The sequence below is a fragment of the Rhodococcus sp. p52 genome (genome assembly GCF_000763325.2).
Taxonomy (GTDB): domain Bacteria; phylum Actinomycetota; class Actinomycetes; order Mycobacteriales; family Mycobacteriaceae; genus Rhodococcus; species Rhodococcus pyridinivorans.
The window spans coordinates 487,757-514,038 of record NZ_CP016819.1 but is presented as its reverse complement, the minus strand read 5'-3'; the positions used below and the strand labels follow the sequence as shown (position 1 = coordinate 514,038).

The window sequence follows — 26,282 nt, the reverse complement described above, 5'->3', positions numbered from 1 at the left end:
CATGGGTTCGGGTCTGCTCGTCGCCGGAACGACCTCGGATGCAGGAAAATCCGTGGTCGTCACCGGGATCTGCCGATCCTTGGCGCGGCGCGGCCTGAAGGTCGCGCCGTTCAAGGCGCAGAACATGTCGAACAACTCGATGGTGACGAGCGACGGCGCGGAGATCGGGCGCGCCCAGTGGATCCAGGCAGTGGCTGCCCGTGCGATCCCCGAGGCCGCGATGAACCCGGTGCTGCTCAAGCCCGGCGACGACCGGCGCAGCCACGTCGTGGTTCTCGGGCGGCCGGCCGGAGCGCTGGAGGCGGGGGAGTTCGCCGGTGGACGAAAGCATCTCGCCGACGCGGCATTCGGTGCCTTCGACGACCTCCGGCGTAGATTCGACGTGGTGGTGTGCGAAGGTGCCGGGAGCGCGGCCGAGATCAATCTGCGCGACCACGACTATGTGAACATGGGTCTGGCGCAACATGGTTCGATGCCGACCGTCGTGGTCGGCGACATCGACCGCGGTGGTGTGTTCGCCTCGATGTACGGGACGCTGGCCCTGCTCGACGCCGCGGATCAGCAGTTGATCCGCGGCTTCGTGATCAACAAGTTCCGCGGCGACGTCTCGCTCCTGAAGCCCGGACTCGACTCGCTCGAACGGCTCACCGGCCGCCCGGTGCTCGGCGTGCTGCCATGGCAACGCGACCTGTGGCTCGACTCGGAGGATTCACTCGCCCTCACCTCCCGTCCCGCACACGATGGTGACGGCGCACTGAGCATCGCCGTCGTGATGCTGCCGCGGGTCAGCAACTTCACCGATGTCGACGCGTTGTGCCTCGAACCGGACGTGCGGGTCCGCTTCGTCGACGACCCGCGAGCGCTCGCCGGCGCCGACGTCGTGATCGTGCCCGGAACACGCGCGACCCTCGCGGATCTCGCGTGGCTGCGCTCGCGAGGACTCGACACCGCGATCGTCGACCACGTCCGCCGAGGTGGACCGGTCCTCGGTATCTGCGGCGGCTTCCAGATGCTCGGCACGCGCATCGACGACCCGCACGGCGTCGAGGGTGTTCCCGGCGCAAGCGCGGCGGGTCTCGGGTTGCTCCCGGCCCGAACCGAGTTCGGACACGAGAAGGTCCTCCGATTGCCGAGGGGGTCAGCGTTGGATGCGGCTGCCTCCGGATACGAGATCCATCACGGACGCGTCACCGTCGACGGTGGCACCGAATTCCTCGGTGGCACCCGGGAGGGTTCGGTGTTCGGCACCATGTGGCACGGCGCCCTCGAAGGGGACGCGTTGCGCTGGGCGTGGTTACGCGAGGTCGCTGCGGTGGTGGGCCGCGAGATCCGCACCGGGGAAGTGAGTTTCCCGGCCGCACGCGAGGTCCGCATCGAGGCGCTCGCGGACCTCGTCGACGAACATCTCGACATGGACGCTCTGCTCACCATGCTCTCCGACGAGCGAACCCTGCCCGTGCTGAGGGGAACCCTGCGGTGACGGTCCTCATCCTCGGTGGGACGGGGGAAGCCCGTTCCCTCGCCGCGGCATTGGACGACGCGGACATCGCGTTCGAATCCTCCCTGGCAGGCCGGGTCCGCAATCCACGCCTGCCCGTCGGTCCGGTGCGCATCGGAGGGTTCGGCGGAGCGGACGGTCTCGTCCGGTACCTGACCGAGCGCGGTATCCGAGCCGTCGTCGACGCCACCCATCCGTTCGCCGCGGGCATCAGCGCGAACGCCGCCGCGGCATGCGCCGCCGCGAACGTGCCACTGGTGCGCCTGCAACGACCGGGCTGGCACGACGCGCACGGCCGGTGGACGTGGGTCGACGACCACGACGGCGCCGCGCACGTCGCCGCGACCGGCCGGAGGATCTTCCTCAGCACCGGACGGCAGACACTCGACCGCTTCGTCGGACCGCTCGCCACGCACGACGTGCTCGTCCGCGTCGTCGATCCACTGACGACCGAACTGCCACCGAGCTGGTCGGTGCTGCTCGGACGCGGCCCCTACACGGCGAGTGACGAACGGAAGCTGCTGCTCGACAACGGGATCGATACCCTCGTCACGAAGGATTCGGGTGGTTCGCTCACCCGCGGCAAACTCGACGCCGCCGATGAACTGGGCGTGCGCGTGATCGTCATACGCCGCCCGCCCACACCCCGCGGTGTCGCCGCGGTGGAGACCGTGACGGTAGCGCGGGAATGGGTCCTCCGGGTGGCGGAGGTCAGACCTGCGGACCTTCGGAACGCAGATCGTCGACCTTCTTCATCGCTTCGCGCAGTTCCCGGAGCCACTGCTCCGAGTGCTGCCCCACGAGCCTGACGGTCCACTTCAGTGCGTCCGAACGGGACCGCGCGACACCGGCGTCGACGAGGGTGTCGAGCACCTTCCGTTCGGGTTGGCGCAGTCGCGTCATGACCGGGACGGCGAGGTGGGTGAACAGGTCGGTCCGGTCGCCGACCGTCACGCCCCAGGCCACCTTGCGGCCGTAGCGGGCCTCGGCCTCGTCGGCGATGCGCATCCGGTCGGCGCGCGTGGTCTCGCGGAATCGAGCGATGCGTCCGTCGATCTCGGTGTCGCTCGTGCCGTCGGGTACCCCGAGGGGGCCGACGACGAAGATCTCTTCTCTGTCGATCTCGATGTCGGGCGGTCCGGTGAACCAGTCGTCGGGGAGCCTGCCGGCGAACCACTCGGCGGCATCGCTCGCGTCGGGGACGTCTGCCTGTTGCCAGCCGCCCGGTCGTCCGAATCCGTGGATGTGTGAATGTCGCATGATGTCCTCCTCGGGACGCGACCCGGTGCGTGTCGCACCGATCAACCTGTGCGCGTTGCACTGATTACAGTGTTGCACCGCAAGCGTGTCGTGCGCCACTGTCGAGCGGCGAACGGTGCGGTCAGCGACCGTTCCGGGGAGTCAGAACTCCGGAGGTGACCGGAGGGGCGCTGCGCAGGGGAGCGGTGGAGAGCACGACGGGTAACCACACCGCAGTGGATGCCATCACCGCGCCCCAGCACAGATACAGGCCGACGTGCGGTGCGTGAGAGGTGTGGGCGACCATCCCGGCCTGTGACCAGACGGCGAACAGTCCCACCATCGACGCCGCCCCCGAACCGAGCATCGCGAGCGTTGCGGCACCCCACCGGCGGCGGAGCAATGCGACGAGCGGTACGAGGATGCCGAACACCACCACGAAGACGTCGAAGACACGGAGGGGAAGGGTTGCGGCCTCGGAGTCCCAGCGCAGAAGGGTCGTCAGGGACGTCACCGAAGTGGCCTGGGGAAGCAGCAGACCCATGACCAGCAGCGCGACGCACCCGGCCAGGATCCGGACCCGCGAGCGGCCGACGACCACCTCACCGGCGACGCGGTGTTCGATGCGATCGAGATCGTGACGGAATTCCGCCAGGTCGTCCATGGTGCACCCCCGGAGCGCGGCGACGCTTCGGTCCCAGTATGCGACGCGGGTCACATCGGCGTGCGGGTTCGGGAAAGCAGTTTCGGGCAGGCGCGATCGGGCATGCTCCAAGGCGTGAGCCGATACGACGCGTACATCTTCGACGTGCAGGGCACGCTGATGGACTTCTACACCCCGGTCACCCGGGCGGTGGCCCATGCGCTCGGACCCGATGCCGATCCGGCGACCGTGGGCGACCTGGTGCGGGCCTGGAGGAGCGACTACTACGAACGCATCCTCCGTCTCGACCAGTCGGTGGAGAAGTGGTATCGCGTGCAGGACTCCTACGTCGACGGACTCGGCGACGTGTGCGAGCAGTTCGGGATCGACCTTCCCAAGGACGTGCGCGTCGAGACGGCGCGGGCCTGGCAACGCCTCGAGGCATGGCCGGACGTGCGGCCCGGGCTGAACGAACTCCGTTCGCAGGCAGTGGTGGCGACACTGTCCAATACGGACATGGCCACGATGATCGCGCTCTTCCGCGACCAGCAGCTCGAGGCCGATGCCATCCTCACGGCCGAACTGTTCGGCGCCTTCAAACCCGAACGTTTCCTGTACGAGCGCCCCTGCCGGTATCTGGGCGTCGATCCCTTCCGGGCCGCGATGGTCGCGTCGCATCCCTACGATCTGCGGGCCGCCCGCGAAGTCGGACTGAACACCGTCTTCGTGTACCGGCCGCTCGAGAACGGCCGCGTCGAGGACTCGGTCGACGACACCGAGGGGGAGTTCGACCATCGCATCGAGGACCTGCGGGACATTCCGTGACAGGTTGTCGGCCGTGGACGCCGACGTGTTGTCGGAGTTGACGCGACCGACTCGGCGTGGCGCAGTGCGCCATGTTCGTCGCGTCCAGCAACCGGAGTTACGTTTCGGGCAGAACGAACACGGATTCACCCCGGAATTTCACCCTCGGCCGGAATTCCCGTCGCGGCTGGGAAATATCGGGGAGGCTATCGATGGACGAGGGCGACCGCGATGGCGGTCGCCACGGCTCCGAGTCCGACCTTGGAGGCGAGTCGCGCGGTACGGCCGATATCTTCCGGGGCCGGCGCGGGTCCGTCGCCGAGCGTGCCGCGATCCTCGACCACACCGTGGTAGACGTTCGAGCCGCCGAGCCGGATCCCGAGAGCACCGGCGAACGCCGCTTCGACCGGACCGGCATTCGGACTCGGATGCTGACGGGCGTCCCGGCGCCACGCCCGGACCGCGCCCCGGCCGTCGTCACCGAGTGCGACAGCCAGCAGGGCGGTGAGGCGAGCGGGGACGAGATTGAGCAGGTCGTCGAACCGGGCCGAGGCCCAGCCGAACCGTTCGAGCCGCGGTGTGCGGTGACCGACGCGCGCGTCCAGGGTGTTCGCGGCGCGGTACCCGAGCAGGCCGGCCGGACCGAGGACCGCACCCCACCACAGCGGGGCGACGACGGCGTCGGAGGTGTTCTCGGCGACCGACTCGATCGTGGCGCGCGCGATCCCGTTCTCGTGGAGCCGAGACGGGTCGCGGCCCACCAGGTGGGTCACCTGTTGCCGCGCCGCGGCGAGATCGCCGTCGCGGAGTTGGGCGTCGATCGTCCGGGCCTCGAATCCGAGGGAGCGGCCGCCGAGCACGGTCCAGGTGGTCAGCGCCGTGACCGCCACCGCCGGCACCGGACGACCGCGGGTCGCGTGGTCGGCGACGTATCCCAGCGCTCCGGCAGAGCCGACCAGCAGCGAGGTGAACACCACCCCGGCAACGCGGTGGTCGGCATACAGCCGGCCCTCGGCGGCGCGCGCCAACTTCCCGAAGCCGCTCACGGGATGCCACCGCTGCGGGTCGCCGACGAGTTGGTCGGCGGCGTAGCCGAGCGCCAGTCCGAGTGCCCTGTGCTTCACAGGATCGTTCTCCACGCCTCGACGAGCGTTGCCGTGGTCGCCGCGTCGCGCACCGCGATCCGTACCCAGTCGTCACCGAGGCCGGGGAAGGTGTCGCCGCGACGCAGCGCGAAGCCCTTCTCCCGCAATCTCTCCCGCGTTCCCTCTGGCGTTTCCGCCAGCACGAACGGGGCTGTCGCGGGGGAGACCACGTGGATTCCGAGTCCGGTGAGGGCGTCGACGAGAACCTTCCTGTCGCCGGCGATCTCCTGTGCGATCACCTCGGTCTCGCGTACTGCGTCACCGGATGCGCACGCGATCATCGCGGCCCCTGCGGGAGTGGACACCGACCAGGGTGGTTGCTGCGCGGCGAAATCCGCGAGCACTGCGGCGTCGCCGACCACGTATCCGGCGCGCAGACCCGGGATCGCCCACGTCTTGGTGAGCGACCGCAGCACCACGAGTCCCGGAACGAGCTGTCCCGTCAACGATTCGGTTTCGCCGGGAACGGCGTCCATGAACGCCTCGTCGACCACGACCACCCGTCCCGGTCGGGTCAGTGCCAGGAGCGTGTCGGCCGGGTGCAGGACCGAGGTGGGGTTCGTCGGATTGCCGACGATGACCAGGTCGGCATCCTCCGGGACCGCACCCGGATCGAGGACGAACCCGTCATCGCAGCGCAACACGACCCGCGTGACACGATGTCCGGCGGCCAACAGTGCGGCCTCCGGTTCGGTGAACTGCGGGTGCACCACCACCGGCTTCCGCCACGCCCGTGCCCGAGCGATCAATGTGAACGCCTCGGCACCTCCGGCGGTCGGGAGGACCTCGTCGACGCTGCGGCCGTGACGATCGGCGAGAGCGGCGCGTGCATCGCTCGGGTCGGGATACCGGGCGAGATCGTCCAGCGATGCACGCAGGGCGTCGTCGAGCCATGCCGGTCGCGGTCGGCGCGAGACGTTGACGGCGAGGTCGACCAGCCCCTCGGTCGCGTCGCGGTCGCCGTGATGGTGCAGGTCGGGTTCGGGTGTTCGACGACGCGCAGGTGCCGAGGTGGGTTCGGGGGCGGGATCCGCCGACCGTGCGGCGTCTGCGAACCGTCGTGCGAGATCGGGATGTCCGGCCCAGTGCGTGTGCAGGTACGACGCATGCACCGTTGCGGTGGCGATGCCGTCCGGCCGGCCGTCGAGCAGCCACGCGGCAGACGAGCCGGAATCGATCACGGTGCGGTGGAATTCGTGGCCGGTGACGCGGGTGCCGGCGGAGGCGAGCAGGGTGTCCTGCGGCGCGATCGCGGTGCGGTAGCCGAGGGTCAGGCGCGGGGTCATCCGTGCCGCAGTGTCGAGGGCTCCCACCATCTCGTGCCCGTCGACCTCACGCCCCAGATAGAGCAGACCGGCGCACTCGGCGACGGTCGGAACTCCGGCCGCGATCGCGGCACGCAGGTGCGTGCGCAAGGGGAGGTTCGCGGCGAGGTCGGCGGCATGTACCTCGGGGAACCCGCCGCCGAGGTAGATGCCTGCGGCGCCGGCGGGCAGTCGTTCGTCGCGCAGGGGATCGAAGGTCACCGGTCGGCATCCGTGTGCGCGCAGCAGTTCCTCGGTCTCGGTGTAGCGGAAGGTGAAGGCGCGGCCTCCGGCGACGGCGATCACCGGCCCGTCCTCGGTGGATGTGCCCGGTGACCACGGTGTCGCCGACAGAGCGGGTGCTGCCGAGGCGATACCGAGGATCTCGGTGAGGTCGATGCGCTCGGCGATCCGCGCGGCGAGACGATCCACCTGCGCGGTCGCCTCGTCGCGCTCCTCGGCGGGCACCAGGCCGAGATGGCGCGAGGGGACGGTGACGCCGTCGTCGCGACCGAGCACACCGAGCACCGGGATACCGGTCGGTTCGAGTGCGCGGATCACCTCGTCCGAATGTCGCTGCGATCCGGCCTTGTTCAGGATCACGCCGGCGATCCGCGTGCCGCGGTCGTAGGACGCCATGCCGTGCACGATCGCCGCGATCGACCGGGAGGCGTGCGAGACGTCGACGACGAGGATCACCGGTGCGGACAGCAGGGCCGCGGTGTGGGCGGTGGACGCGTACCCCTCGGTGCCGATCATCCCGTCGTACAACCCCATGACCCCTTCGATCACGGCGATGTCCGCACCGGCGGCGCCGTGCAGGAAGAGAGGAGCGACGAGGTCCTCGCCGACGAGGTGCGGGTCGAGGTTGCGGCCCGGTCGGCCGGTGGCGAGCGAGTGGTAGCCGGGATCGATGTAGTCGGGACCGATCTTGTGCCCCGACACGATGTGGCCGGCGCGACGCAGTGCCGCCATGAGACCCGTGGCGACGGTGGTCTTCCCATGCCCGGATGCCGGTGCGGCGACGACGACGCGTGGAACCCTCACCACTCGATCCCTCGTTGGCCCTTCTGTCCCGCATCCATCGGATGCTTGACCTTCGTCATCTCCGTCACCAGGTCGGCGACCTCGACGAGTTTCGGGTGCGCACGCCGCCCCGTGATCATGACGTGCTGGTGTCCCGGCCGTGAGGTCAGCGTATCGACGACCTCGTCGATGTCGACCCAGCCCCAGGCGATCGGATAAGTGAACTCGTCCAGCACGTAGAGGCCGTGCTGCTCCGCGGCGAGACGTCGCTGGATCTCACGCCACCCGGCGAGCGCATCGGCGGCATGATCCTCCTCGGTGCCTTCCTTGCGCGACCACGACCAGCCGGAACCCATCTTGTGCCACTCGATCGGCCCCCCGGTGCCGCGCTCGGCGTGCAGGTCGGCGAGGGTTTCGAAGGCGGTCTGCTCGCCGAGTCGCCACTTGGCGGACTTGACGAACTGGAAGACGGCGACCGACCAGCCCTGGTTCCAGCCACGCAGTGCGAGGCCGAATGCGGCTGTGGACTTTCCTTTTCCGTCGCCGGTGTTGACCATCAGCAGCGGCCGGTTGCGGCGCTGCCGGGTGGTGAGACCGTCGGCGGGGACGACGGTGGGTTGTCCCTTCGGCATCAGGCGGCCCTCTCTCGGACGATTCCGGTCAAAGCGTCGGCATCGACCTCACCGACGGGCACATACTCGGCGCCGAGGCGTTCGGCGAGACGGGCCGCGAGACCCATCCGGAACCGGCCCGTCTCGGAATCGACCACCACGGAGGAGATTCCCTGTGCAGCGATGACGTCCGCGGCGTCGAGCGAGCGCTGCACAGCGTCCGGTCCGGCGGTGGCGCGACCGTCGGTGACCACGACGAGCAGGGCGCGTCGACGCGGATCCCGCAGGGAATGACGCCGAAGGGTGGTGGCCGCTTCGATCACCCCCTCCGCCAGCGGGGTCCGCCCACCGGCGGGAAGTTCTCGCAGCCGTGCGGCAGCCACGTCCACCGAATTCGTCGGCGGGAGTGCGACGGTCGCACCGGTGCCGCGGAAGGTCACGAGTCCGACGGTGTCGCGACGGCGGTAGGCGTCGAGCAGCAGCGACAGGACAGCGGTCTTGACCTGCACCATCCGGTTGCGTGCTGCCATCGACCCGGATGCGTCGACGCAGAGCAGGACGAGATTGGTCTCGCGGCCTTCGATGATCTTGCGGCGCACCTGCAGACCCCGATCGGTGAAGGCGGACGCGCGGATCGTGGCGGGCAGATGAACCGGGCCGGTGTCGCCGCGGCGACTACCCACGGTACGGCCGATCGTGGTGACCGCCCGCGACCGGCGACCGGCCGCCCCGCGCCCGACCCGATCGACGGAGAACACCCTGGCGCGAAAAGGATCCGTCGCCGACGCCAGGCTGGTGGACGACCGATCACCCGAACCGGAGGACGTCTCCGCCGCCGAGTCGTCGGGTGCGCTCTCGCCACCACCGGGATCGTCGTCGGGGCCAGGATCCGGATCGTCTCCACCGAGAAGTTCGTCGAGCAGATCGTCGCTGCTGGTGGGGGCGTCGAAGGGGTTGCGGCGCCGACGGTGTGGCAGGGCGAGTCGGGCCGCTGCCGCGATGTCCTCGCGTGTCACCTCGAGCCGGTCGTGCCAGGCCGCGTGTGCGATCGCCGTGCGGGCGGTGACCAGGTCGGCGCGCATGCCGTCCACGTCGAACGCCGCGCACACCTCGGCGATCGAGACCAATGCGTCGTCGCTCAGTGCGACCTGCGGGACGAGTTCGCGGGCGGAGGCGACTCGCCGCGACCACTCTGCGTCCCGATCCGCCCATCGCGCGGTGAACCCGGCCGGGTCGGCGTCGAAGGCCATCCGCCGCCGCACGATCTCGGCGCGCATGTGCGGGTCGCGGGACGCGGTCACGTCCACGGCGAGTCCGAAGCGGTCGAGCAACTGCGGGCGAAGCTCACCCTCCTCGGGATTCATCGTTCCGACCAGTACGAATCGGGAGGCGTGCTCGACGGAGACCCCGTCGCGTTCGACGGTCGAGCGGCCCATCGCCGCGGCGTCGAGCAGCAGGTCGACCAGGTGGTCGTGCAGGAGGTTGACCTCGTCGACGTACAGCACGCCGCGGTGGGCCAGTGCCAGAAGACCGGGTTCGTATTCGGCCGTGCGGTCGGCCAGTGCCTTGCCGAGATGCAACGCTCCGGTGACGCGATCCTCCGCCGCGCCGACGGGTAGTTCCACCAGCCGGACCGGCCGGACATGCGAGGCCGCACCGGGCGGATGGGGGCCGTCCGGGCAGGACGGATCGGGGGCGTCCGGATCGCACGAGAACCGGCACCCGTCCACGACGGTGACCGGGGGCAACAGTGCGGCGTGGGCACGCACCGTCGTCGATTTCGCGGTGCCCTTCTCGCCACGCACCAGCACACCGCCGATCGTCGGCGACACCGCACACAGGGTCAGGGCCAGCGCGAGGTCGTCGGAACCGACCACCGCACCGAACGGATACACGTGCACTTCGACCTCCACAGGCTCCCGCTGGGATGTTTTTCGCGGCAAGCTGTTCGAAGGCCGGTATTCGGACTTCCCGGTCGGACGCCGTGCGATCGCCTTCCCGGACCGGACGGTCCAGTGGCTGCGCGGATGCGCGTGATCGACGACTCCCGGGTCACCGCAGCGGGCCTGTGCCGGATTCTCACCGGCTTCCCGATTATCCCCGTGAGGGGCACCTTCGATCGCCTTGCCACGGCCGAGTCTAGGCCATGGCGCGTGGGCTATGGTTCACCGCCATGGGACCGATACGACAGACGACAGGCATCACCGTTGTCGGAATCGGGGCGGACGGATGGTCCGGTGTGCCGTCCACCGTCCGGGAGCGGATTCTCGCGGCCGAGGTCCTGCTCGGCGGCCGGCGCCACCTCGACCTGGTTCCCGCCGGCACAGCGGTGCGCGAGGAGTGGCCGTCGCCGCTCCTGTCCGGGCTCGACGACCTCCTCGACCGGCACGCCGGCAAGGACGTCGTCGCGCTCGCATCCGGTGATCCGCTGGTCTCCGGGATCGGCACCACGCTGATCCGACGCCTCGGAGGCGACGCCGTGGAGGTGATCCCGGCGATCTCGTCGGTGGCACTTGCCCGTGCACGCATGGGTTGGTCCGCGGAGGAGTGCGAGACGATCACCGTCGTGGGTCGCGAGATCGATGCTCTGCGCAGAGTTCTGACGCGCGGACGCAAACTCGTCGTCCTCGTCGACGGTGCACGTGTCGCGGATGTTGCGATGCTCCTGGAGGCCGCCGGTTTCGGGAACTCACGGGTCGCGGTGTTGTCGCATCTCGGTGCTGCGGACGAGTCCCGGATCGATGCGAAGGCGGCCCATCTGACCGATACGGGCGTCCGGTCTCTGAGTCTGATGTGCGTCGAGGTCGACGGACCCGCCGGGTTGTCGGTGCTGCCCGGTCTCGACGACTCCCTGTTCGAGCACGACGGGCAGCTCAGCAAGCGGACCGTACGCCTCGCGGCGGTGTGCGCACTCGCACCGCGACCGGGCGAGTTGCTGTGGGACGTCGGTGCGGGAGCCGGGTCCGTCGGAATCGAATGGGCGCGAACCGATCCGCGCTGTCGTACTCTCGCGATCGAGAAGGACGAGCGGCGCGCCGGCGCGATCGAACGCAATGCCGCCGCGTTGGGTGTGCCGTCGATCGTGCGCATCGTCCGAGGTGCTGCACCTGCCGCGCTCGTCGGACTCCCGACGCCCGATGCGATCTTCGTGGGCGGGGGAGGAAGTCGCGAGGGTGTGCTCGACACGTGTTGGGACGCATTGCCTCCCGGCGGTCGGCTCGTCGCGCACGCGGTGACGCTGGAGACCGAGGCGGTCCTGGTGCAGTGGTGGAAGACGCACGGCGGTGAACTCACCCGTCTGTCCGTCGAACACGCAGATCCCATAGGAACATTCACCGGCTGGCGTGCGCAGCGACCGGTCGTGCAATGGAGCGCAGTGAAAGGCGAACGATGACCGTCCATTTCGTAGGATCCGGACCCGGAGCGGCCGACCTGCTCACGCTGCGAGCGGTGAATTTGCTGCGCGAGGTCCCGGTCGTGCTGTACGCCGGTACCTATCTCGATGCCGACACGCTCTCGCACTGTCGTGACGACGCCGAACTGGTCGACACGCAACACCTGGACCTCGACGAGATCACCGCGCATCTCGTCGACGCGCACCGGCGCGGGCTCGACGCCGTGCGGCTGTGCTCCGGCGACCCGTCGCTGTACTCGGCGCTCACCGAGCAGACGCGACGGCTCGACGCCGCGGGCGTGCCGTGGGACGTCACACCCGGTGTGCCCGCCTACGCCGCGGCCGCGGCGGCACTCGGTACCGAGCTGACGGTCCCCGAACTCGTGCAGACGGTCGTGCTGACCCGCACGCAGGCCCGATCGACGGCGATGCCCGACAGCGAGGCTCTGGCGCGGGTCGCAGGAATCCGGGCGAGTCTCGTCCTGCACCTGGCGATCACCCGCATCCGCGTCCTTGCCGAAGAACTCACTGCCGAATACGGCGCCGATTGCCCCGTCGCGGTGGTCGCGTTCGCGTCGCGACCGAACCAGGTCGTGCTGCGCGGCACCCTCGCCGACATCGCCGACGGTGTCGAGGCGGCGGGACTGAAGCACACTGCGGTGATCGTCGTCGGACACGCTCTCGGCGTGCGTGAACGGCCGGATGTGGCCTGTTCACACCTCTACGACCCCACCCGCGAGCGCGCCGGTCTCGGATAGCTCCATCCTCGCGCGCCGAACCGGGGTTCGCCCCGGTTGCAACAGTGGCGAACCCCGGTTCACCGCGCGAACCTGTTGACAACCCGCGGGTGAACACCGCAGTCAAACGGTTGTCGAGGATCCCGAATGGCGACCGTCGACCGACCGTTTCGTCCACACCGCACCCGAAGGCATCACGAAGGTGCCCGCAGCGCCGACGATGAGCAGGCACTTCATGTCGATGCTCGCCGGATCGAGCTTCTCGAGCGTCGTGACCTCGAGCGACTCGCCGGACCGTCCCACATCGCGCCCGATCACGACGACGGTGTCGGCCGGACGATGCTTCAGCAGTACCGTTTTCGCGTCTGCGACCTGCGTCGTCCGAGACCGCGACGCCGGGTTGTAGATGCCCAGGACGAGATCGGCCTCGGACACCGCTGCCAGCCGCTTCTCGATCACGTCCCACGGCTTGAGTCGATCCGACAGGCTCATCACCGCGAAGTCGCCGCCGATCGGGGCGCCGGCACGCGCCGCGACGGCCTGCACCGCGGAGATACCCGGCAGGACGCGAATGGGTATGGACGCGTATGTCTCGTCCTGCGCGGCCTCGAACACCGCCGACGCCATGCCGAACACCCCGGCATCACCGCCGGAGACAACGGCGACCTTCTCACCCGCCAGGGCGAGATCGAGCGCGAATCGCGCGCGGTCCACCTCGACGGTGTTGCCGCTGGAATGCCGGTGCAGCCCGGTGCGAACCGGAACGCGGTCGACGTACGGTCCGTAGCCGACGACATGATCGACCTGCGCGAGTGCGTCGGCGGCCTCGGGGGTCAGCCACTTCTCGTCCGCCGGGCCCAACCCGACGACGAGCAGTTCGTTCGCCTCCGGATGTGTCGCCTCGACCGCGACGGACGGCCGCGATCGGTCGGCGACCGCCTGATTCCTCGGGGAGCGGTCACCGGCGGTGAGGATCACCGAGAAGTACGGCACCGCGTCGGCGTCGACCTCGGCGACCGGCAGGATGCGTTGCCGATCCATCGACGCGCGTTCGACATAGACGGCGTCGTCGAGGCGACCGGACTGGGCGAGAGCCTCGCGCACAGCGGGAAACGTCCTGCCCAGCTTCATGATTGCCGCACCGTCGGTGTCGGAGAGCCGTCGTGCGAGCTCCGGGACGGGGAGTGTGCCGGGCAGGATGGTGAGGACGTCGGTGCGGCGCACCATCGGCTCGGCGGCCGCGGCAGAGGCGGCGGACACCGAGGTCACGCCCGGCACCACTTCCGTCGGGTATCGCGGAGCGAGCCGATCGTGCAGGTACATGTACGAGCCGTAGAACAGAGGGTCGCCCTCGCAGAGCACGACGACAGTGCGTCCCGCGTCGAGGTGGACGGCCAACCGGGCGGCGGACTCGTCATAGAAATCGGCGATCGCACCGTCGTAACCACCCGGGTGCTCGGTGGTGCCCGTCGTCACCGGGTACACCAGCAGTTCCTCGATCACGCCGTCCGGGATCAGATCGGCGGCGATCGACCGGGCGATGGATCGGCCGTGCGTGCCGGAGTAGTAGGCGAGGACGTCGGCCTCGGCGATCAGCCGCGCGGCCTTGCGTGTGATGAGTTCGGGATCGCCGGGACCGAGACCCACGCCGTAGAACCTGCCGGACACCGTGTCACTCATTCCTTCTCCTGCGCAAGTGCATTGATCGCGGACGACGCCATCGCCGACCCGCCGCGGCGTCCCCGGACCACCAGATGGGGGATCTGCAGCCGATGGTCGAGCAGCGCCTCCTTCGACTCCGCGGCGCCGATGAAGCCGACGGGAACACCGACGATCGCCGCCGGTCGCGGGGCGCCGTCGTCGAGCATCTCGAGCAGGTGGAACAGGGCGGTCGGGGCATTGCCGATCGCAACGACAGCCCCCTCGAGGCGGTCGGCCCACAGTGACACCGCCGCCGCGGAGCGGGTCGTGCCCCAACGTTCGGCGAGTTCGGGGACACGCGGGTCGGCGAGCAGACACATCACGTCGTTGTCGGCAGGCAGGCGCGTACGGGTGACCCCGGAGGCCACCATGTTCGCATCCGTGAGGATCGGAGCACCTGAGTTCAGTGCAGTGCGCGCGGCCGGAACAAGATCGGGATGGATGACGAGGTCCCGTGCCAGATCGGTCTGTCCGCTTGCATGGATCATCCGGACCGCGACCTTCTCCGCACTCGCAGGAATCGCGGACAGATCCGACTCGCTGCGGATCGTCGCGAACGACCGGACGTAGATCGCGGCGCCGTCGGTGACGTAGTCGTACCGACGCGGGGGAGGTCGAAGGGTCACGGGGTGCTCCTGGCAAGAACGACGCGGTGAGGCGAGTGTGGTGCGCCGCAGACGCGCTCGCATCCGGCGACGTGAATTCGGGAATCGGTGGTATTTCCGGCGACGATCCGGCGAGCCAGCGCTCGGGTGTCACCTTCGGCGAGGCTACACCCGGGCGCTCCCGTGCACGCTGTCACCCGCTGCCACGCCGAATCCGGGGCCGTCTCGAAGCCGGTCTCGCGAAGCGCGACGAGATCCGACCCGGACGGGAGTATCAGGCCGCGCCAGGGCGTGACGACCACACCTCGATCGGGCAGCGCAGCAACCATGGCGGGGGTGAGGATTCCCAGGGGGACCAGCACCGACACCGCATCGCCGAGCACGCCGTACGGCATCGTGAAGGCCGGTGGCCGCGGAGCGGGATCGGTGCCACCGAGTTCCGCTCCCGCACGCGGGAGTTGACGCACGTGCCACACCGACTCGCGAATCTCGACGAACCGGCGGGCCTGGCGCAGGAGCATCTCGGGAACCTGGGTGAGCCGCACCGTCGGCCCGTCGAGTCCACCCACGACGATCCGTGCCGTCCCGCCGCCGAGCGCGACCGCGGTGAGATCGCACCGCAGCGTCACCACGTCGCCGCGGCCGTCGTCGAGGCCGAACAGGAACCGGCCGGGCAGATCGGCGAGGACCGGATCGGCGCACAGTCCGGCGTCGAGATCGCGGACGAGAGGCCGGACGTCGGTGAGTCCACCCACGAGTCCCGACAGCGGCGACGCGACGATGTTCCGCACCCGTTCGTGGCTCGCCGAGGGCAGCAGCCCGGCCGCCGTGACGGCGTCGGCCAGCCCCGTGGGGACGGCACCGCACTCGTCGAGGTCGATACCTCTGAGCTGCAGGTTCCCTCGCGACGTCAGGTGGACGTCGCCGTCGGCGTAGGTGATCGACGTGTCCGACAGTGCTCGGAGCGCCCCGTCGGGCACCTGCCCTCCGGGCACGCGCAGCCGCACCAGTGCGCCGTCCGCCGCGACATGTGGGCGAAGGATTCCGGGGCACCGATCGGGAGGGAAAGGGGGTGGCAGAGCATCCACAGACGCACATGGTTGCACACCTTTCCGGCCGGGTGCGCTACTCTCGGCTTGCCGTGGTGCTCGGGAAGCCGGTGGGAAACCGGCGCGGCCCTCGCCACTGTGAGCGGATAGTTGCTCGCCCTCGTCCGTGCCGGTCCGCCGGTACGGAGGCCACTGGATCTCGGTCCGGGAAGGTCGGCGCAGCAGCGACGCCCCGTCAGCCAGGAGACCGGCCACGGCACGTGAGGTCCACGAGGGTTTTGGAGACTGAACATGGCTGTACGCCTGTGTTTTCGGGTTGCGTCGTGACGCGCCTGACTTTGTTGTCGACGTCCGACACCGATCTGCTGTCGGCACGGTCGAGCGGTGCCGACTGGGTGCTCGGCAACCCGTCGCGCCTCGACGTGCCCACCGAACTTCCCGCGCTGCTCGACGGTTCCGGCCTGGTCGTCGTGCGGATACTGGGTTCCGCACGCAGCTGGCGGGACGGACTCGACACCGTGCTGGCCACCGGGGTGCCGGTCGTCGTCCTGGGCGGTGAACAAACACCCGACGCCGAACTCATGGAGTATTCGACGGTTCCGATCGGCGTTGCGGCCGAGGCACATCGCTATCTCGCGCACGGCGGACCTACCAATCTCGACCAGTTGCACGCCTTCCTGACCGACACCGTGCTGCTCGGCGGTGAAGGCTTCGAACCGCCTGCCGAACTGCCCGAATGGGGCGTGCTCGACCGGCCTGCGAGGCCGGCGGGCGGAGAGTTGCCCCGCGTGGGCGTGTTGTTCTACCGCGCCCACCACACCAGCGGAAACGTGCAGTTCGCGCACGATCTCGCCGACGCGATCGACGCGACCGGCAGGGCCCGCGGCGTCGTGATCCACTGCGCGTCGCTGCGCGGAGCACCCACCGATCTCCTCGCCGAACTCGGTACCCTCGACGCGCTCGTCGTGACGGTGCTGGCAGCCGGTGGAACCAACCCCGCCACGGTGAGTGCCGGCGGTGAGGACGAGGCATGGGACGTCGGGGCGCTCGCCGCGCTCGACATCCCGATCCTGCAGGCCCTGTGCCTGACGTGGAGTCGCGAGGATTGGGCGGAGTCGGACGACGGTGTGTCGCCGCTGGATTCGGCCACGCAGATCGCGGTCCCCGAGTTCGACGGCCGCATCATCACGGTGCCGTTCTCGTTCAAGGAACTCGACGCCGACGGACTGCCCCGCTACGTCACCGACCCGGAACGGTGCCGTCGCGTCGCCGGTATCGCGGTGGCGCACGCACGACTGCGACACGTACCGCCGCCGCAGCGCCGGATAGCCATCATGCTGTCCGCCTACCCGACGAAACATTCCCGGGTCGGCAACGCCGTCGGTCTCGACACCCCGGTGTCGGCGATCCACATGCTGCGCGCTCTACGCGATGCCGGATACGACCTCGGCGACGGATTTCCCGGCATGGACCTCGAGGACGACACCGAGGCCGGCAACACCCTCATCCACGCCCTGATCGATGCCGGTGGACAGGACGAGGAATGGCTCACCGCCGACCAGCTGGCCGGAAACCCGGTGCGCGTGACCACGTCCGACTATCTCGCGTGGACCGGCGATCTTCCGGCCGAGCTCACCGACGCCATCGCCGAGACGTGGGGGCCGGCCCCCGGGTCGCTGTTCGTCGACGGCAGCGGTGACGACCAGGCAATCGTGCTGGCGACCCTGCAGGCCGGCAACGTGGTGCTGATGATCCAGCCGCCGCGCGGTTTCGGCGAGAACCCGGTGGCGATCTACCACGATCCCGACATGGCGCCGTCGCATCATTACCTCGCCGCGTACAAGTGGGTCGAGCACGGCTTCGGTGCCGATGCCGTGGTTCACCTGGGCAAACACGGTTCGATGGAATGGTTGCCCGGGAAGAACGCGGGCCTGTCCGCGGCGTGCGCGACCGACGCGGCCATCGGCAATCTGCCGCTGATCTATCCGTTCCTCGTCAACGATCCCGGCGAAGGCGCACAGGCGAAGCGCCGTGCCCACGCGATCATCGTCGATCATCTGACCCCGCCGATGGCGCGCGCCGAATCGTACGGTGACATCGCGCGTTTGGAGCAACTGCTCGACGAGTACTCCAATATCGCGGCGATGGACCCGGCCAAGCTGCCCGCGATTCGGGCTCAGATCTGGACGCTGATCCAGGCCGCGAAACTCGATCACGATCTCGGGCTCGACGACCGCCCGCACGACGCCGAGTTCGACGACTTCCTGCTGCACGTCGACGGCTGGCTGTGCGAGGTCAAGGACGCCCAGATCCGCGACGGCCTGCACGTCCTGGGCGCCGCGCCGGTCGGGGAGGCGCGGGTGAATCTGGTGCTGTCGATCCTGCGTGCCGCGCAGGTATGGGGCGGTAAGAGCAACGCCGTCCCTGGATTGCGCACCGCGCTGGGACTGAAGCCCGATGCCCCACTGGCCGAGGTCGACGGAATCGAAGGCGTTGCGCGGTCGCTCGTGCAGGCCATGGAGGACGACGACTGGCGTACCGGGTCCGCTTCGCGCATAGTCGAATCCGTCCTCGGCCATCCTGATACCGAGGTCGCTCGCGTACTCGCCTTCGCCGCCGAGGAGGTGGTGCCTCGCCTCGCGGGCACGACCGCCGAACTCGACGCCGTCCTGCACGCCCTCGACGGCGGGTACGTCCCTGCCGGACCGTCCGGCTCGCCGCTCCGTGGCTTGGTCAACGTGCTGCCGACGGGCCGCAACTTCTACACCGTCGACCCGAAGGCCGTGCCGAGCCGGCTCCCGTACGACACCGGCGTCGCACTCGCGAACAACCTGATCGAGCGGTATCTCGCCGATACGGGGGAGTACCCCCAGTCGGTGGGCCTGTCGGTGTGGGGGACATCGGCGATGCGCACCGCCGGCGACGACATCGCCGAGGTGCTCGCGCTCATCGGTGTGCGTCCGGAATGGGACGCCGAGTCGCGTCGGGTTCGCGAACTGACCGTGCTCCCGCTCGAGGAACTCGGCCGGCCCCGCATCGACGTCACGGTCCGCATCTCGGGTTTCTTCCGCGATGCGTTCCCGCACGTCATCGGGATGCTCGACGACGCGATCCGCATGGTCGCCGCCCTCGACGAACCCGACGAGCAGAACTTCGTGCGAGCCCATGCTCGGCGGGACGAAGCCGAACACGGCGACGCCGACCGTGCGGTGCGGCGCATCTTCGGATCGAAGCCCGGCTCGTACGGTGCCGGCATCCTGCAGCTCATCGACTCCGGGAACTGGCGCACCGACGCCGATCTCGCCGAGGTCTACACCGCGTGGGGTGGCTTCGCCTACGGGCGTGGGTTGCACGGTGTTCCGGCCGCCGACGACATGCGTGCGAACTACCGGCGGATCGCGGTGGCGGCGAAGAACACCGACACTCGCGAACACGACATCGCCGATTCGGACGACTACTTCCAGTACCACGGCGGCATGGTCGCAACGGTGCGAGCGCTGACGGGCACCGACCCGAAGGCGTACATCGGCGACTCCACCACCCCCGATGCGGTGCGCACCCGATCACTGGCGGAGGAGACTGCACGGGTGTTCCGCGCCCGGGTCGTCAACCCGCGGTGGATCGGTGCGATGCGGCGGCACGGCTACAAGGGCGCCTTCGAACTCGCCGCCACCGTCGACTACCTGTTCGGCTACGACGCCACCGCAGGTGTCGTCGAGGACTGGATGTACGAGTCGCTTGCCCAGAACTACGCGCTCGACCCCGCGAACCAGCACTTCCTCCGCGAAGCGAATCCGTGGGCGTTGCGCGGCATCGTCGAACGACTCACAGAGGCGGCCGATCGTGGGTTGTGGTCCGAGCCCGATCCGGAGACGATGAACAGGCTGCAGCAGGCCTATCTCGACGTCGAGGGCGATCTCGAGGACCGGGGGTGAGAGTTCGGCTCATCGGGATCGGCCCCGGCGGACCGGACGATCTCACGGTCGCGGCGGTGCACGCCCTCGAGAGCGTCGACGTCTTCCTCGTACCCGACAAGAAGCGCGGCGTGGACGATCTCGTGGCGGTCCGCGAGGAGGTCCTGCGCCGCCACACCTCCGGTGCGCATCGGGTGATCGTGGTGCCCGACCCGCCCCGGGACCGTAACCCGGCGCACTACGGCGACGAGGTACGCGACTGGCACGCCGCCCGCGCCGAGGCCTACGAGACCGTTCTGCTCGACCGGATCGGAGACGACGAGACCGTCGGCTTCCTGGTCTGGGGCGATCCGAGCCTGTACGACAGCACGATCCGTGTCGTCGAACGCATCCTCGAACGCGGGAGGGTGCGGTTCGACTACGACATCGTCCCCGGGGTCAGCAGCGTGCAACTGCTCGCGGCCCGACATCGTCTCGTGCTCAACACCATCGGCGGGCCGATCACCGTCACGACCGGTCGCAGGCTGGTGCAGGACGTCGCAGCGGGTGCGTCGAACATCGTGGTGATGCTCGACGGCGGCCTCGCCTGCGCGGACCTCGACGGGGCCTGGAACATCTGGTGGGGTGCGAATCTGGGGACCGACGACGAAGAACTCGTCGCCGGCCCGCTCGCCGAGGTGCTCCCGGCGATCCGGGAGGCTCGTGCCCGGGCCAAGGGGGTCCGAGGCTGGGTGATGGACACCTATCTACTCCGACGAGGATGAGTTCGGGTCGCCCGGAACCGTTCCCCGCGCGTACCAGGCGCGGGCGTCGAGCGAGAACGGTCCCGACGGAAGAGCATCACGACAGGCGTCACGTACTGCAGCGCGGTGCCTTTCGGGCATCGACACCAGGTGCCGCCCGGCCGGTCCTACGCCGAACGTGAAGGGCTCCCAGAAGTCGGAGAAATCGGCGTAGTCCACGCGTGCGGACAGGGCACCACCGATCACGTCGTCCAGACCGGCACGGCGGAACCGCTCGGCGATGTCGCCCTCGGTGGTACCGGCCAACCTCGTCTCACCCGGAGACCCGGGCTCGACCGTTCCCACCGCGGCCCAGAAGATGCGGAGCATCGTCATCCCGCCGGCCGTGGTGTCCCACATGCATGCGGCGACGGTGCCGCCCGGGCGGGTCACCCGCACCATCTCGCGCACGCCCAGTTCGGGATCGTTCATGAATCCGAGGACCAGCGACGCCAGGGTGACATCGAACGTTCCGTCCGGCCACGGCAGATTCTCGGCCACCCCGACGCGAACGTCGATCTCCGGTGCTATCTGCCGGCACGCCGCTGCGAACTGGGGAGCCGGGTCGATCGCCGCGACGTTCGCTGCGCCGACCCGGCCGACCAGTTCACGGGTCAGCCCACCCGGCCCGCAGCCCACGTCGCAGACCCGATGCCCGGCCCTCACCTCGCTCGCGTCCGCCAAGGCGGGCGCGAGCGTCGCTGCGTAACGGCCCATGAAACGGTTGTACTGTTCGGCCGGTCCGGCGAACTGCATATGCCCAACATATCGGCCCGATCGGTGGCCTCGTGGCGGTTCACATCGTCCTGATCGAGATCACTTCTCGTCGTCGTCCGAGCGCTCGACCACCTCGGGAGCGTTCTCCCGCGTTGCCATGCCGCCGTTGCGACCGTGATCGACCGGCCCCGGTGGGTCCTTGCGCACCTCGTCGTCCTTCTTCGACGTCGTCACTTCTACCTCCGTACGCTGGGCCGACTCGTGTCCGGACGGATACCCGCAGACGTGCACGCGCACACTTCGGGGTGGCGTCGGTGCTCCGGACCGGATTGACTGGACCCAACGACACAAGGAGGCAGCATGCAGATCCGTGACAGGGTTTTCGTCGTCACCGGGGGAGGCAACGGGATCGGACGCGATGTCGTCCTCGAACTCCTCGTGCGTGGCGCGCGGGTCGCGGCGATCGACCTCCGCGCCGAGGCTCTCGACGGCACCCGTGCTCTGGCGGACGCCTATGTCGACCGTCTCACCACCCACACGGTCGACGTCTCCGATCGCGCCGCCGTCGAAGCCCTGGTGACCGAGGTGACCGCAGCACACGGGCGGGTCGACGGCGTCGCCAACGTCGCAGGCATCATCCAGAAGTTCGTCCCGTTCGCGGAGCTGCCGTATGACGAGATGAACAAGGTCCTCGACGTCAACTACTGGGGTGTCGTGCACATGTGCAAGGCGTTCCTGCCCGCACTGCTCACCCGGCCCGAAGCGAGCCTGCTCAATGTCTCGAGCATGGGAGCCTTCGTGCCCGTGCCGGGCCAGTCCGTCTACGGCGCGAGCAAGGCGGCGGTCAAACTGCTCACCGAAGGTCTGTACGCCGAACTGCGCATGACGAAGGTCGCGGTGACGCTGGTGTTCCCAGGCGCCGTCCGCACCGGCATCGCCGAGAACTCCGGTGCCGCCATCCCGGGACGCAGCACTGACGCCTCCGTCAAGATCACCTCGTCCGCCGAGGCAGCCCGCAGGATCGTCGACGCGATCGAGAAGGGCACCTTCCGGGTGTGCATCGGCAAGGACGCGACGATGCTCGACCTGCTCGCCAGGCTCATGCCGCGTCGCAGCATCGAGTTCCTGGCGAAGAAGATGGGCTCGCTCGTCGAGCGCTGACCTACCGGCGACCGGTCCGCAGCGGATGCGGCCGGGGCGGGACGTCCGTCGGCGACCGGCTCAGCACGATCGGCAACCACTGCGAGGTCATCACGATCATCACCAGCCATTCGGCGACCAACGCCACGGTCGGGTGATGCGGAGCGTTCGTGATCATTCCCGCCTGCGACCAGTACGCCAACAGCCCGAAGAACGACGACAGCCCCGAGCCGAGCATCGCGAGCGACGCCAGCTTCCATCGTCGCAGCCACAACGCCAGCGTCGAGATCACCACCCCGAACACAAGGGCCAGGGCCGCGAAGATCCGCAGCGGCACCGCCACGGGTGCGGTGTCGCCGAACCAACTACCGAAGACCGTCCACGACCACGCCGACGACGTCTGCGGAAGCACCATGCACACCGTCAGGACGACGACGCAGATCGCCAGGACCCGTCCGCGGCGACCGGCGTCGAACTCCCCGGCGACCTTCTTCTCGATCCGGGCGAAGTCGTTCCGATAGGCCGACAGGTCCGCGCTCGTACCGTCCGCGCTCATGCCTCGACCTCTCCGTTCCGACACATGGGTGGCCATTATGCGCCGCACACCGATGTGACCTCGCTCATGTCGTCCACCTGCGATTATGCTCCGACACATGCGTCCGGAGCGGTGCCGGTGTGGCGCCATGGTGCACCGGGTATCGCCCCTTACGAACCCGATCGAGGGCGGGCGAGAATGCCGGACCAGGACCAGTACCGCATGCAGCACCCGGGAGAGCAGCACCCCGTTCCGCCGCTCGAGGAGCAACCGGAGATCGCCTCCCCCGGCCGGCCCGCCGAACTCGCTCCGGCCTATGTCTTCCTCGCCTCCCAGGAGTCGAGCTACATCACCGGGGAGACCATCGCCGTCACCGGCGGAGTCCCGTTCACCTGAGAATCAGAGCGCGAAATGGTCATCGGAGCGCGTAACAGCGCGCATCGATGACCATTTCGCGCCCCGGAGTTCACGAGGTCTGCATGTCGAGCAATTCCGACACCGTCACGAACCGGTAGCCCTCGGCGCGCAGGCCGTCGACGATCCCGGGAATCGCCTCCAGCGACGCTGTCCGGGAGGGGTACATGACGTGCAGCAGGATGATCGAGCCGGGACGGGTCTCGTCGAGTGCGGTCTGCACGATCGTCTCGGTGTCGGACGCATCGGAATCCGGTTCGACGTCCCACATCACGGTGGTCCGGTCGTGCTGGTCGAGATAGCGGGGGAGCGCGACGAGCTTCTTGCCGTAGGGCGGGCGAAAGGTGATCTCCCCGTCGAACCCGGTCTCGCGGATCGCGGCGTCGGTGCGCTCGATCTCCTCGGCCACCGTGCCGCTGCCGACGAGCATCATCCTGCGGTGCGTCGCGGTGTGATTACCGAGTTCGTGCCCGGCCTCGACGATGGCCCGGCCCAGCTCCGGTCGTTGTTCGAGTTCCGAGCCGGTGACGTAGAAGGTGGCGGGGACGTCGGCGTCCTCGAGGGTCTGCAGGACCTGCGGGGTGAGGACGCTCGGGCCGTCGTCGAGGGTCAGCGAGACCACCTTCTCGGGTGTCTCCACCCTATGGACGAGTGCCCCGAACAGCTGGAAGGTGCGGGAGTTCGAAAGCTGGAAGATCGCGACGGCGACGACGACCAGCACCACGAGCACGGCGGATACGACGACGAGGGTTCTTCGGCGGGATGCCATTCGGACATGGTGCCTCATCCGGTGTCGATGGGTGGAGGACGCCCGGTTGCGCGGTTCCGGGACCGACGCCGGGTCTTGCACTGTTCGTAGCGACGTAGGGAACAACGGTGCGAATCCGTGGCTGTCCCGCAACTGTCACCGAGGAGTGATCCCCCAATAGCAGGGTCACGGCCCACAGGGGTTGGAAGGCCGGGGCGAGCGTCGATCCGGGAGCCAGGACACCTGCGTCGCCGAAGCAGGACCCACGAGGATGGACATGAACAATTCGATATCGACCGCCCGCAAGGGCGGAATTCGGCGCTGCGCGCAGCCGGCGCACTGCTAGCGGCGGCGTTGGCCGTCTCCGGTTGCTCGTCGAGTGACGACACATCCGGGACAGTCGAACAGGACACCGCGGCATCGGTCTACCCGCTCACCATCGAGCACTGCGGCAGGACGCTCACCATCGACGCGCCACCACAGCGGGCGGTGTCCCTGAATCAGGGATCCACCGAGATCCTGCGGTCGCTCGGTCTCGCCGACCGCGTGGTCGGCACCGCGACCTGGACCGATCCCGTTCGGGAGAATCTCGCCGACGAGAACGCGAAGGTTCCGCGTCTGTCCGACAACAAGCCGTCCTTCGAGGTTGTGCTCGACACGGAACCGGATAGTGGGTGCAGACGTACGACATCCTCGAGAAGACCATGGCCGAGGCCACCGGCATCGAGCCGAATCCGGACTTCCCCACCGGGCCGGCCTACCACCTGATGGGCTTCGACATCGAGGTGTTCACCCCGATCTTCGTCATGAGCCGTATCACCGGGTGGACTGCGCACATCATCGAGCAAGGTGAGTCCAACGCCCTCATCCGTCCGCTGAGCGAATACACGGGGGTGCCGCAGAGGTCGATCGTGGCCTGACACCCGCTCGAACTGCATCCCGGGATATTTCCGTCACCGTCTCCTGACCCCGGGATGCCTCCGATCGGGCCCGCAGCGTTCAACGCTGCGGGCCCAATCGTTTGCGGTCATGTCATGCGATGCGCTTCGTCGCCAACTCCGCGCCTCGGACCAGGGATTCGAGCTTGGCCCACGCGATCTGAGGATGAATGCGTCCGCCGAGTCCGCAGTCGGTGGAGGCGACCACATTCTCCGCACCGACGAGATTCGCGAAACGTTCGATGCGGTCGGCCACGAGTTCGGGATGTTCGACGACGTTCGTCGCGTGGCTGATGACGCCGGGCACGATCTGCTTCCCGTCGGGAAGCTTCACGTCCTCCCACACCCGCCACTCGTGTTCGTGACGGACGTTGGCGGCCTCGAACGAGTACGACCCGGCGTCGATGTCGAGCATGGTTTCGACGAGGTACTCGAACTCGAGATCGGTGGTGTGCGGGCCGTGCCAACTGCCCCAGCACAGATGGAAGCGGATCCGGTCCTGGGGCAGACCCCGCAGGGCGTAGTTCAGCGCTTCCACCCGGATGCGGGTGAAAGCCAGGTAGTCCTCGACGGTCGGCTCGGGGTTGATCTGGTCCCAGTTCTCGGCGACGGACGGGTCGTCGATCTGCAGGATCAGACCGGCGTCGATGATCGCTTTGTACTCCTCGCGCATGGCATCCGCGCATGCCCAGATGAATTCTTCCTCGGTTGCGTAGTGCTCGTTGCCGATCCGCGAGGCGCTACCCGGTGACAAGGAAGTCATGAAACCGTTCTCGACCCCTGCGGCCGCCAGCGCGGACTTCAGATTCGCGATGTCCGACGCGATGGCGTCGTGGCCGATATAGGTGACCGGTCCGGTCGCAGTAGGGAAGAGGGGTGCCTCCTTCCCGATCGACACCCCGCTGTCGGGATCGCCGTAGGCCTCAGCGAACAGCGTCCAGTCGCGCCGGTCGGGGAAGGTGGTCAGACGCACGTTGCCGGGTGTCGACCGGATCGGTGTACTGCCGAACGGTCCCCCGTCGGTCAACTGGAGACCGGACAGGCGCTGGAACGAGTACGACCACCAGGCACCGTAATCGACGGTCGAGGACATGGCCTTGCCGTACTCGCCGTCGCCGGGAGTGCAGATGCCGAGGTCGACCTGGCGCCGAACCAGCGCGGTCACCTCGTTGCCGAGCAACTGTGCGAACTCCTCGGAGGTATCGAGGCGAAAGCCGTCTGCCGCTTCTCGTCGTGCTCGGTTGGCTTCGACGAGGGCAGTGGTGCGCGGGAGACTTCCCGCATGGGTGGTGCGAATGCGAGGGGTGGACATTGTCGACGACCTTCTTCGTAGTGCGG

The 26,282-nt window shown here is 68.7% G+C and carries 22 protein-coding genes, 3 pseudogenes and 3 riboswitches; of the genes and pseudogenes, 11 read left to right on the top strand and 14 right to left on the bottom strand.

Translation table 11 applies throughout. The features are described from left to right. Window position 1: 1 nt before the first annotated feature. Both IM25_RS02300 and IM25_RS02295 read left to right on the top strand, forming a co-directional pair. The gene (locus IM25_RS02300; protein WP_033096214.1) at window positions 2-1,480 is read left to right on the top strand and encodes a cobyric acid synthase; all 1,479 of its coding nucleotides are present in this window, start codon (window positions 2-4) and stop codon (window positions 1,478-1,480) included. Further along, window positions 1,477-2,307 (top strand): cobalt-precorrin-6A reductase, encoded by an 831-nt coding sequence (locus IM25_RS02295; RefSeq protein WP_019291055.1) that lies wholly within the window; start codon window positions 1,477-1,479, stop codon window positions 2,305-2,307. Before IM25_RS02300 ends, IM25_RS02295 begins: the two co-directional genes overlap by 4 nt. Here the strand turns inward: IM25_RS02295 and IM25_RS02290 are convergent. Both IM25_RS02290 and IM25_RS02285 read right to left on the bottom strand, forming a co-directional pair. Continuing rightward, window positions 2,210-2,758 carry a hypothetical protein gene (locus IM25_RS02290; RefSeq protein ID WP_024101881.1) on the bottom strand — a complete coding sequence of 183 codons (549 nt, stop codon included), beginning with the start codon at window positions 2,756-2,758 and terminating at the stop codon, window positions 2,210-2,212. The genes IM25_RS02295 and IM25_RS02290 overlap by 98 nt on opposite strands. A gap of 121 nt (window positions 2,759-2,879) precedes the next feature. After that, window positions 2,880-3,401: an Rv2732c family membrane protein gene (locus IM25_RS02285; protein WP_019291057.1), complete on the bottom strand. Its 522-nt coding sequence runs from the start codon at window positions 3,399-3,401 to the stop codon at window positions 2,880-2,882. Between the two features lie 102 nt (window positions 3,402-3,503). Here IM25_RS02285 and IM25_RS02280 point away from each other — a divergent pair, with 102 nt between their 5' ends. After that, the gene (locus IM25_RS02280) at window positions 3,504-4,205 is read left to right on the top strand and encodes a haloacid dehalogenase type II (RefSeq protein WP_065995710.1); all 702 of its coding nucleotides are present in this window, start codon (window positions 3,504-3,506) and stop codon (window positions 4,203-4,205) included. Between the two features lie 185 nt (window positions 4,206-4,390). On the opposite strand, the gene IM25_RS02275 is transcribed toward IM25_RS02280, so the two are convergent. The 4 genes from IM25_RS02275 to IM25_RS02260 are packed head-to-tail and all read right to left on the bottom strand — an operon-like array spanning window position 4,391 to window position 10,183. Continuing rightward, window positions 4,391-5,308, bottom strand: coding sequence for a cobalamin biosynthesis protein (locus tag IM25_RS02275; RefSeq protein ID WP_033096213.1), 918 nt, complete (start codon window positions 5,306-5,308; stop codon window positions 4,391-4,393). After that, window positions 5,305-7,680 carry a cobyrinate a,c-diamide synthase gene (locus tag IM25_RS02270; protein ID WP_033096376.1) on the bottom strand — a complete coding sequence of 792 codons (2,376 nt, stop codon included), beginning with the start codon at window positions 7,678-7,680 and terminating at the stop codon, window positions 5,305-5,307. Before IM25_RS02270 ends, IM25_RS02275 begins: the two co-directional genes overlap by 4 nt. After that, window positions 7,677-8,291, bottom strand: coding sequence for a cob(I)yrinic acid a,c-diamide adenosyltransferase (gene cobO, locus IM25_RS02265; RefSeq protein WP_006552973.1), 615 nt, complete (start codon window positions 8,289-8,291; stop codon window positions 7,677-7,679). Before cobO ends, IM25_RS02270 begins: the two co-directional genes overlap by 4 nt. Next, window positions 8,291-10,183 (bottom strand): VWA domain-containing protein, encoded by a 1,893-nt coding sequence (locus IM25_RS02260; RefSeq protein WP_065995709.1) that lies wholly within the window; start codon window positions 10,181-10,183, stop codon window positions 8,291-8,293. The genes cobO and IM25_RS02260 overlap by 1 nt, the downstream gene beginning before the upstream one ends. Before the next feature lie 23 nt (window positions 10,184-10,206). Next, window positions 10,207-10,402: riboswitch (cobalamin riboswitch) on the bottom strand. A 41-nt stretch (window positions 10,403-10,443) separates the two neighbouring features. Here IM25_RS02260 and IM25_RS02255 point away from each other — a divergent pair. Together IM25_RS02255 and IM25_RS02250 are read left to right on the top strand one after the other, a co-directional pair. Beyond that, window positions 10,444-11,664, top strand: a complete 1,221-nt coding sequence (locus tag IM25_RS02255) for a bifunctional cobalt-precorrin-7 (C(5))-methyltransferase/cobalt-precorrin-6B (C(15))-methyltransferase (RefSeq protein ID WP_033096375.1) — start codon at window positions 10,444-10,446, stop codon at window positions 11,662-11,664. Beyond that, window positions 11,661-12,422, top strand: coding sequence for a cobalt-precorrin-4/precorrin-4 C(11)-methyltransferase (locus IM25_RS02250; protein ID WP_033096211.1), 762 nt, complete (start codon window positions 11,661-11,663; stop codon window positions 12,420-12,422). The genes IM25_RS02255 and IM25_RS02250 overlap by 4 nt, the downstream gene beginning before the upstream one ends. Before the next feature lie 102 nt (window positions 12,423-12,524). Here the strand turns inward: IM25_RS02250 and IM25_RS02245 are convergent, their stop codons facing one another. From IM25_RS02245 to IM25_RS02235, 3 genes are read right to left on the bottom strand one after another with little or no spacing between them, the layout of a single operon-like run. Next, a complete protein-coding gene (locus IM25_RS02245; RefSeq protein ID WP_033096210.1) occupies window positions 12,525-14,081 on the bottom strand; it encodes a precorrin-2 C(20)-methyltransferase in 1,557 nt (518 codons plus the stop codon). After that, window positions 14,078-14,728, bottom strand: a complete 651-nt coding sequence (locus IM25_RS02240) for a precorrin-8X methylmutase (protein ID WP_006552968.1) — start codon at window positions 14,726-14,728, stop codon at window positions 14,078-14,080. The genes IM25_RS02245 and IM25_RS02240 overlap by 4 nt, the downstream gene beginning before the upstream one ends. Beyond that, entirely contained in the window at window positions 14,725-15,714 is a 990-nt protein-coding gene (locus IM25_RS02235) for a cobalamin biosynthesis protein CobG (RefSeq protein ID WP_183079201.1), read from the bottom strand. The genes IM25_RS02240 and IM25_RS02235 overlap by 4 nt, the downstream gene beginning before the upstream one ends. A gap of 118 nt (window positions 15,715-15,832) precedes the next feature. Next, window positions 15,833-16,026, top strand: a riboswitch (cobalamin riboswitch). Between the two features lie 53 nt (window positions 16,027-16,079). Between IM25_RS02235 and cobN the strand changes: the two genes are divergently transcribed. Together cobN and cobF are read left to right on the top strand one after the other, a co-directional pair. Further along, entirely contained in the window at window positions 16,080-19,691 is a 3,612-nt protein-coding gene (cobN, locus tag IM25_RS02230; RefSeq protein ID WP_065995708.1) for a cobaltochelatase subunit CobN, read from the top strand. Then, the gene (gene cobF / locus IM25_RS02225) at window positions 19,688-20,434 is read left to right on the top strand and encodes a precorrin-6A synthase (deacetylating) (RefSeq protein WP_033096207.1); all 747 of its coding nucleotides are present in this window, start codon (window positions 19,688-19,690) and stop codon (window positions 20,432-20,434) included. The genes cobN and cobF overlap by 4 nt, the downstream gene beginning before the upstream one ends. On the opposite strand, the gene IM25_RS02220 is transcribed toward cobF, so the two are convergent. Together IM25_RS02220 and IM25_RS27355 are read right to left on the bottom strand one after the other, a co-directional pair. Next, on the bottom strand, window positions 20,417-21,208 hold the full coding sequence (locus tag IM25_RS02220) for a class I SAM-dependent methyltransferase (protein ID WP_033096206.1): 792 nt from the start codon (window positions 21,206-21,208) through the stop codon (window positions 20,417-20,419). The two genes, cobF and IM25_RS02220, sit on opposite strands and share 18 nt — an antisense overlap. A 60-nt stretch (window positions 21,209-21,268) precedes the next feature. Then, complete coding sequence (locus tag IM25_RS27355; RefSeq protein WP_006552963.1) at window positions 21,269-21,403, bottom strand: hypothetical protein; 135 nt, start codon at window positions 21,401-21,403, stop codon at window positions 21,269-21,271. 126 nt (window positions 21,404-21,529) lie between these two features. Here IM25_RS27355 and IM25_RS02210 point away from each other — a divergent pair, with 126 nt between their 5' ends. Further along, a complete protein-coding gene (locus tag IM25_RS02210; RefSeq protein WP_033096204.1) occupies window positions 21,530-22,330 on the top strand; it encodes an SDR family NAD(P)-dependent oxidoreductase in 801 nt (266 codons plus the stop codon). 1 nt (window position 22,331) lies between these two features. On the opposite strand, the gene IM25_RS02205 is transcribed toward IM25_RS02210, so the two are convergent. After that, window positions 22,332-22,865, bottom strand: coding sequence for an Rv2732c family membrane protein (locus IM25_RS02205; RefSeq protein WP_006552961.1), 534 nt, complete (start codon window positions 22,863-22,865; stop codon window positions 22,332-22,334). Window positions 22,866-23,120: 255 nt separating this feature from the next. On the opposite strand from IM25_RS02205, the pseudogene IM25_RS26340 reads away from it, so the two are divergent. Beyond that, a pseudogene (locus IM25_RS26340) lies at window positions 23,121-23,240 on the top strand (SDR family oxidoreductase); the annotation flags it as partial. A 70-nt stretch (window positions 23,241-23,310) separates the two neighbouring features. Here IM25_RS26340 and IM25_RS02195 read toward each other — a convergent pair. After that, window positions 23,311-24,027 (bottom strand): polysaccharide deacetylase family protein, encoded by a 717-nt coding sequence (locus IM25_RS02195; RefSeq protein ID WP_033096202.1) that lies wholly within the window; start codon window positions 24,025-24,027, stop codon window positions 23,311-23,313. Window positions 24,028-24,090: 63 nt separating this feature from the next. After that, window positions 24,091-24,271: riboswitch (cobalamin riboswitch) on the top strand. Between the two features lie 56 nt (window positions 24,272-24,327). On the opposite strand from IM25_RS02195, the pseudogene IM25_RS25930 reads away from it, so the two are divergent. Together IM25_RS25930 and IM25_RS25925 are read left to right on the top strand one after the other, a co-directional pair. Further along, window positions 24,328-24,675: pseudogene (locus IM25_RS25930) on the top strand (ABC transporter substrate-binding protein); the annotation flags it as partial. Between the two features lie 2 nt (window positions 24,676-24,677). Continuing rightward, window positions 24,678-24,926 (top strand): annotated as a pseudogene (locus IM25_RS25925) (citrate/2-methylcitrate synthase); the annotation flags it as partial. Between the two features lie 112 nt (window positions 24,927-25,038). On the opposite strand, the gene IM25_RS02185 reads toward IM25_RS25925, so the two are convergent. Continuing rightward, a complete protein-coding gene (locus IM25_RS02185) occupies window positions 25,039-26,256 on the bottom strand; it encodes a cobalamin-independent methionine synthase II family protein (RefSeq protein WP_033096201.1) in 1,218 nt (405 codons plus the stop codon). Window positions 26,257-26,282: the final 26 nt, after the last annotated feature.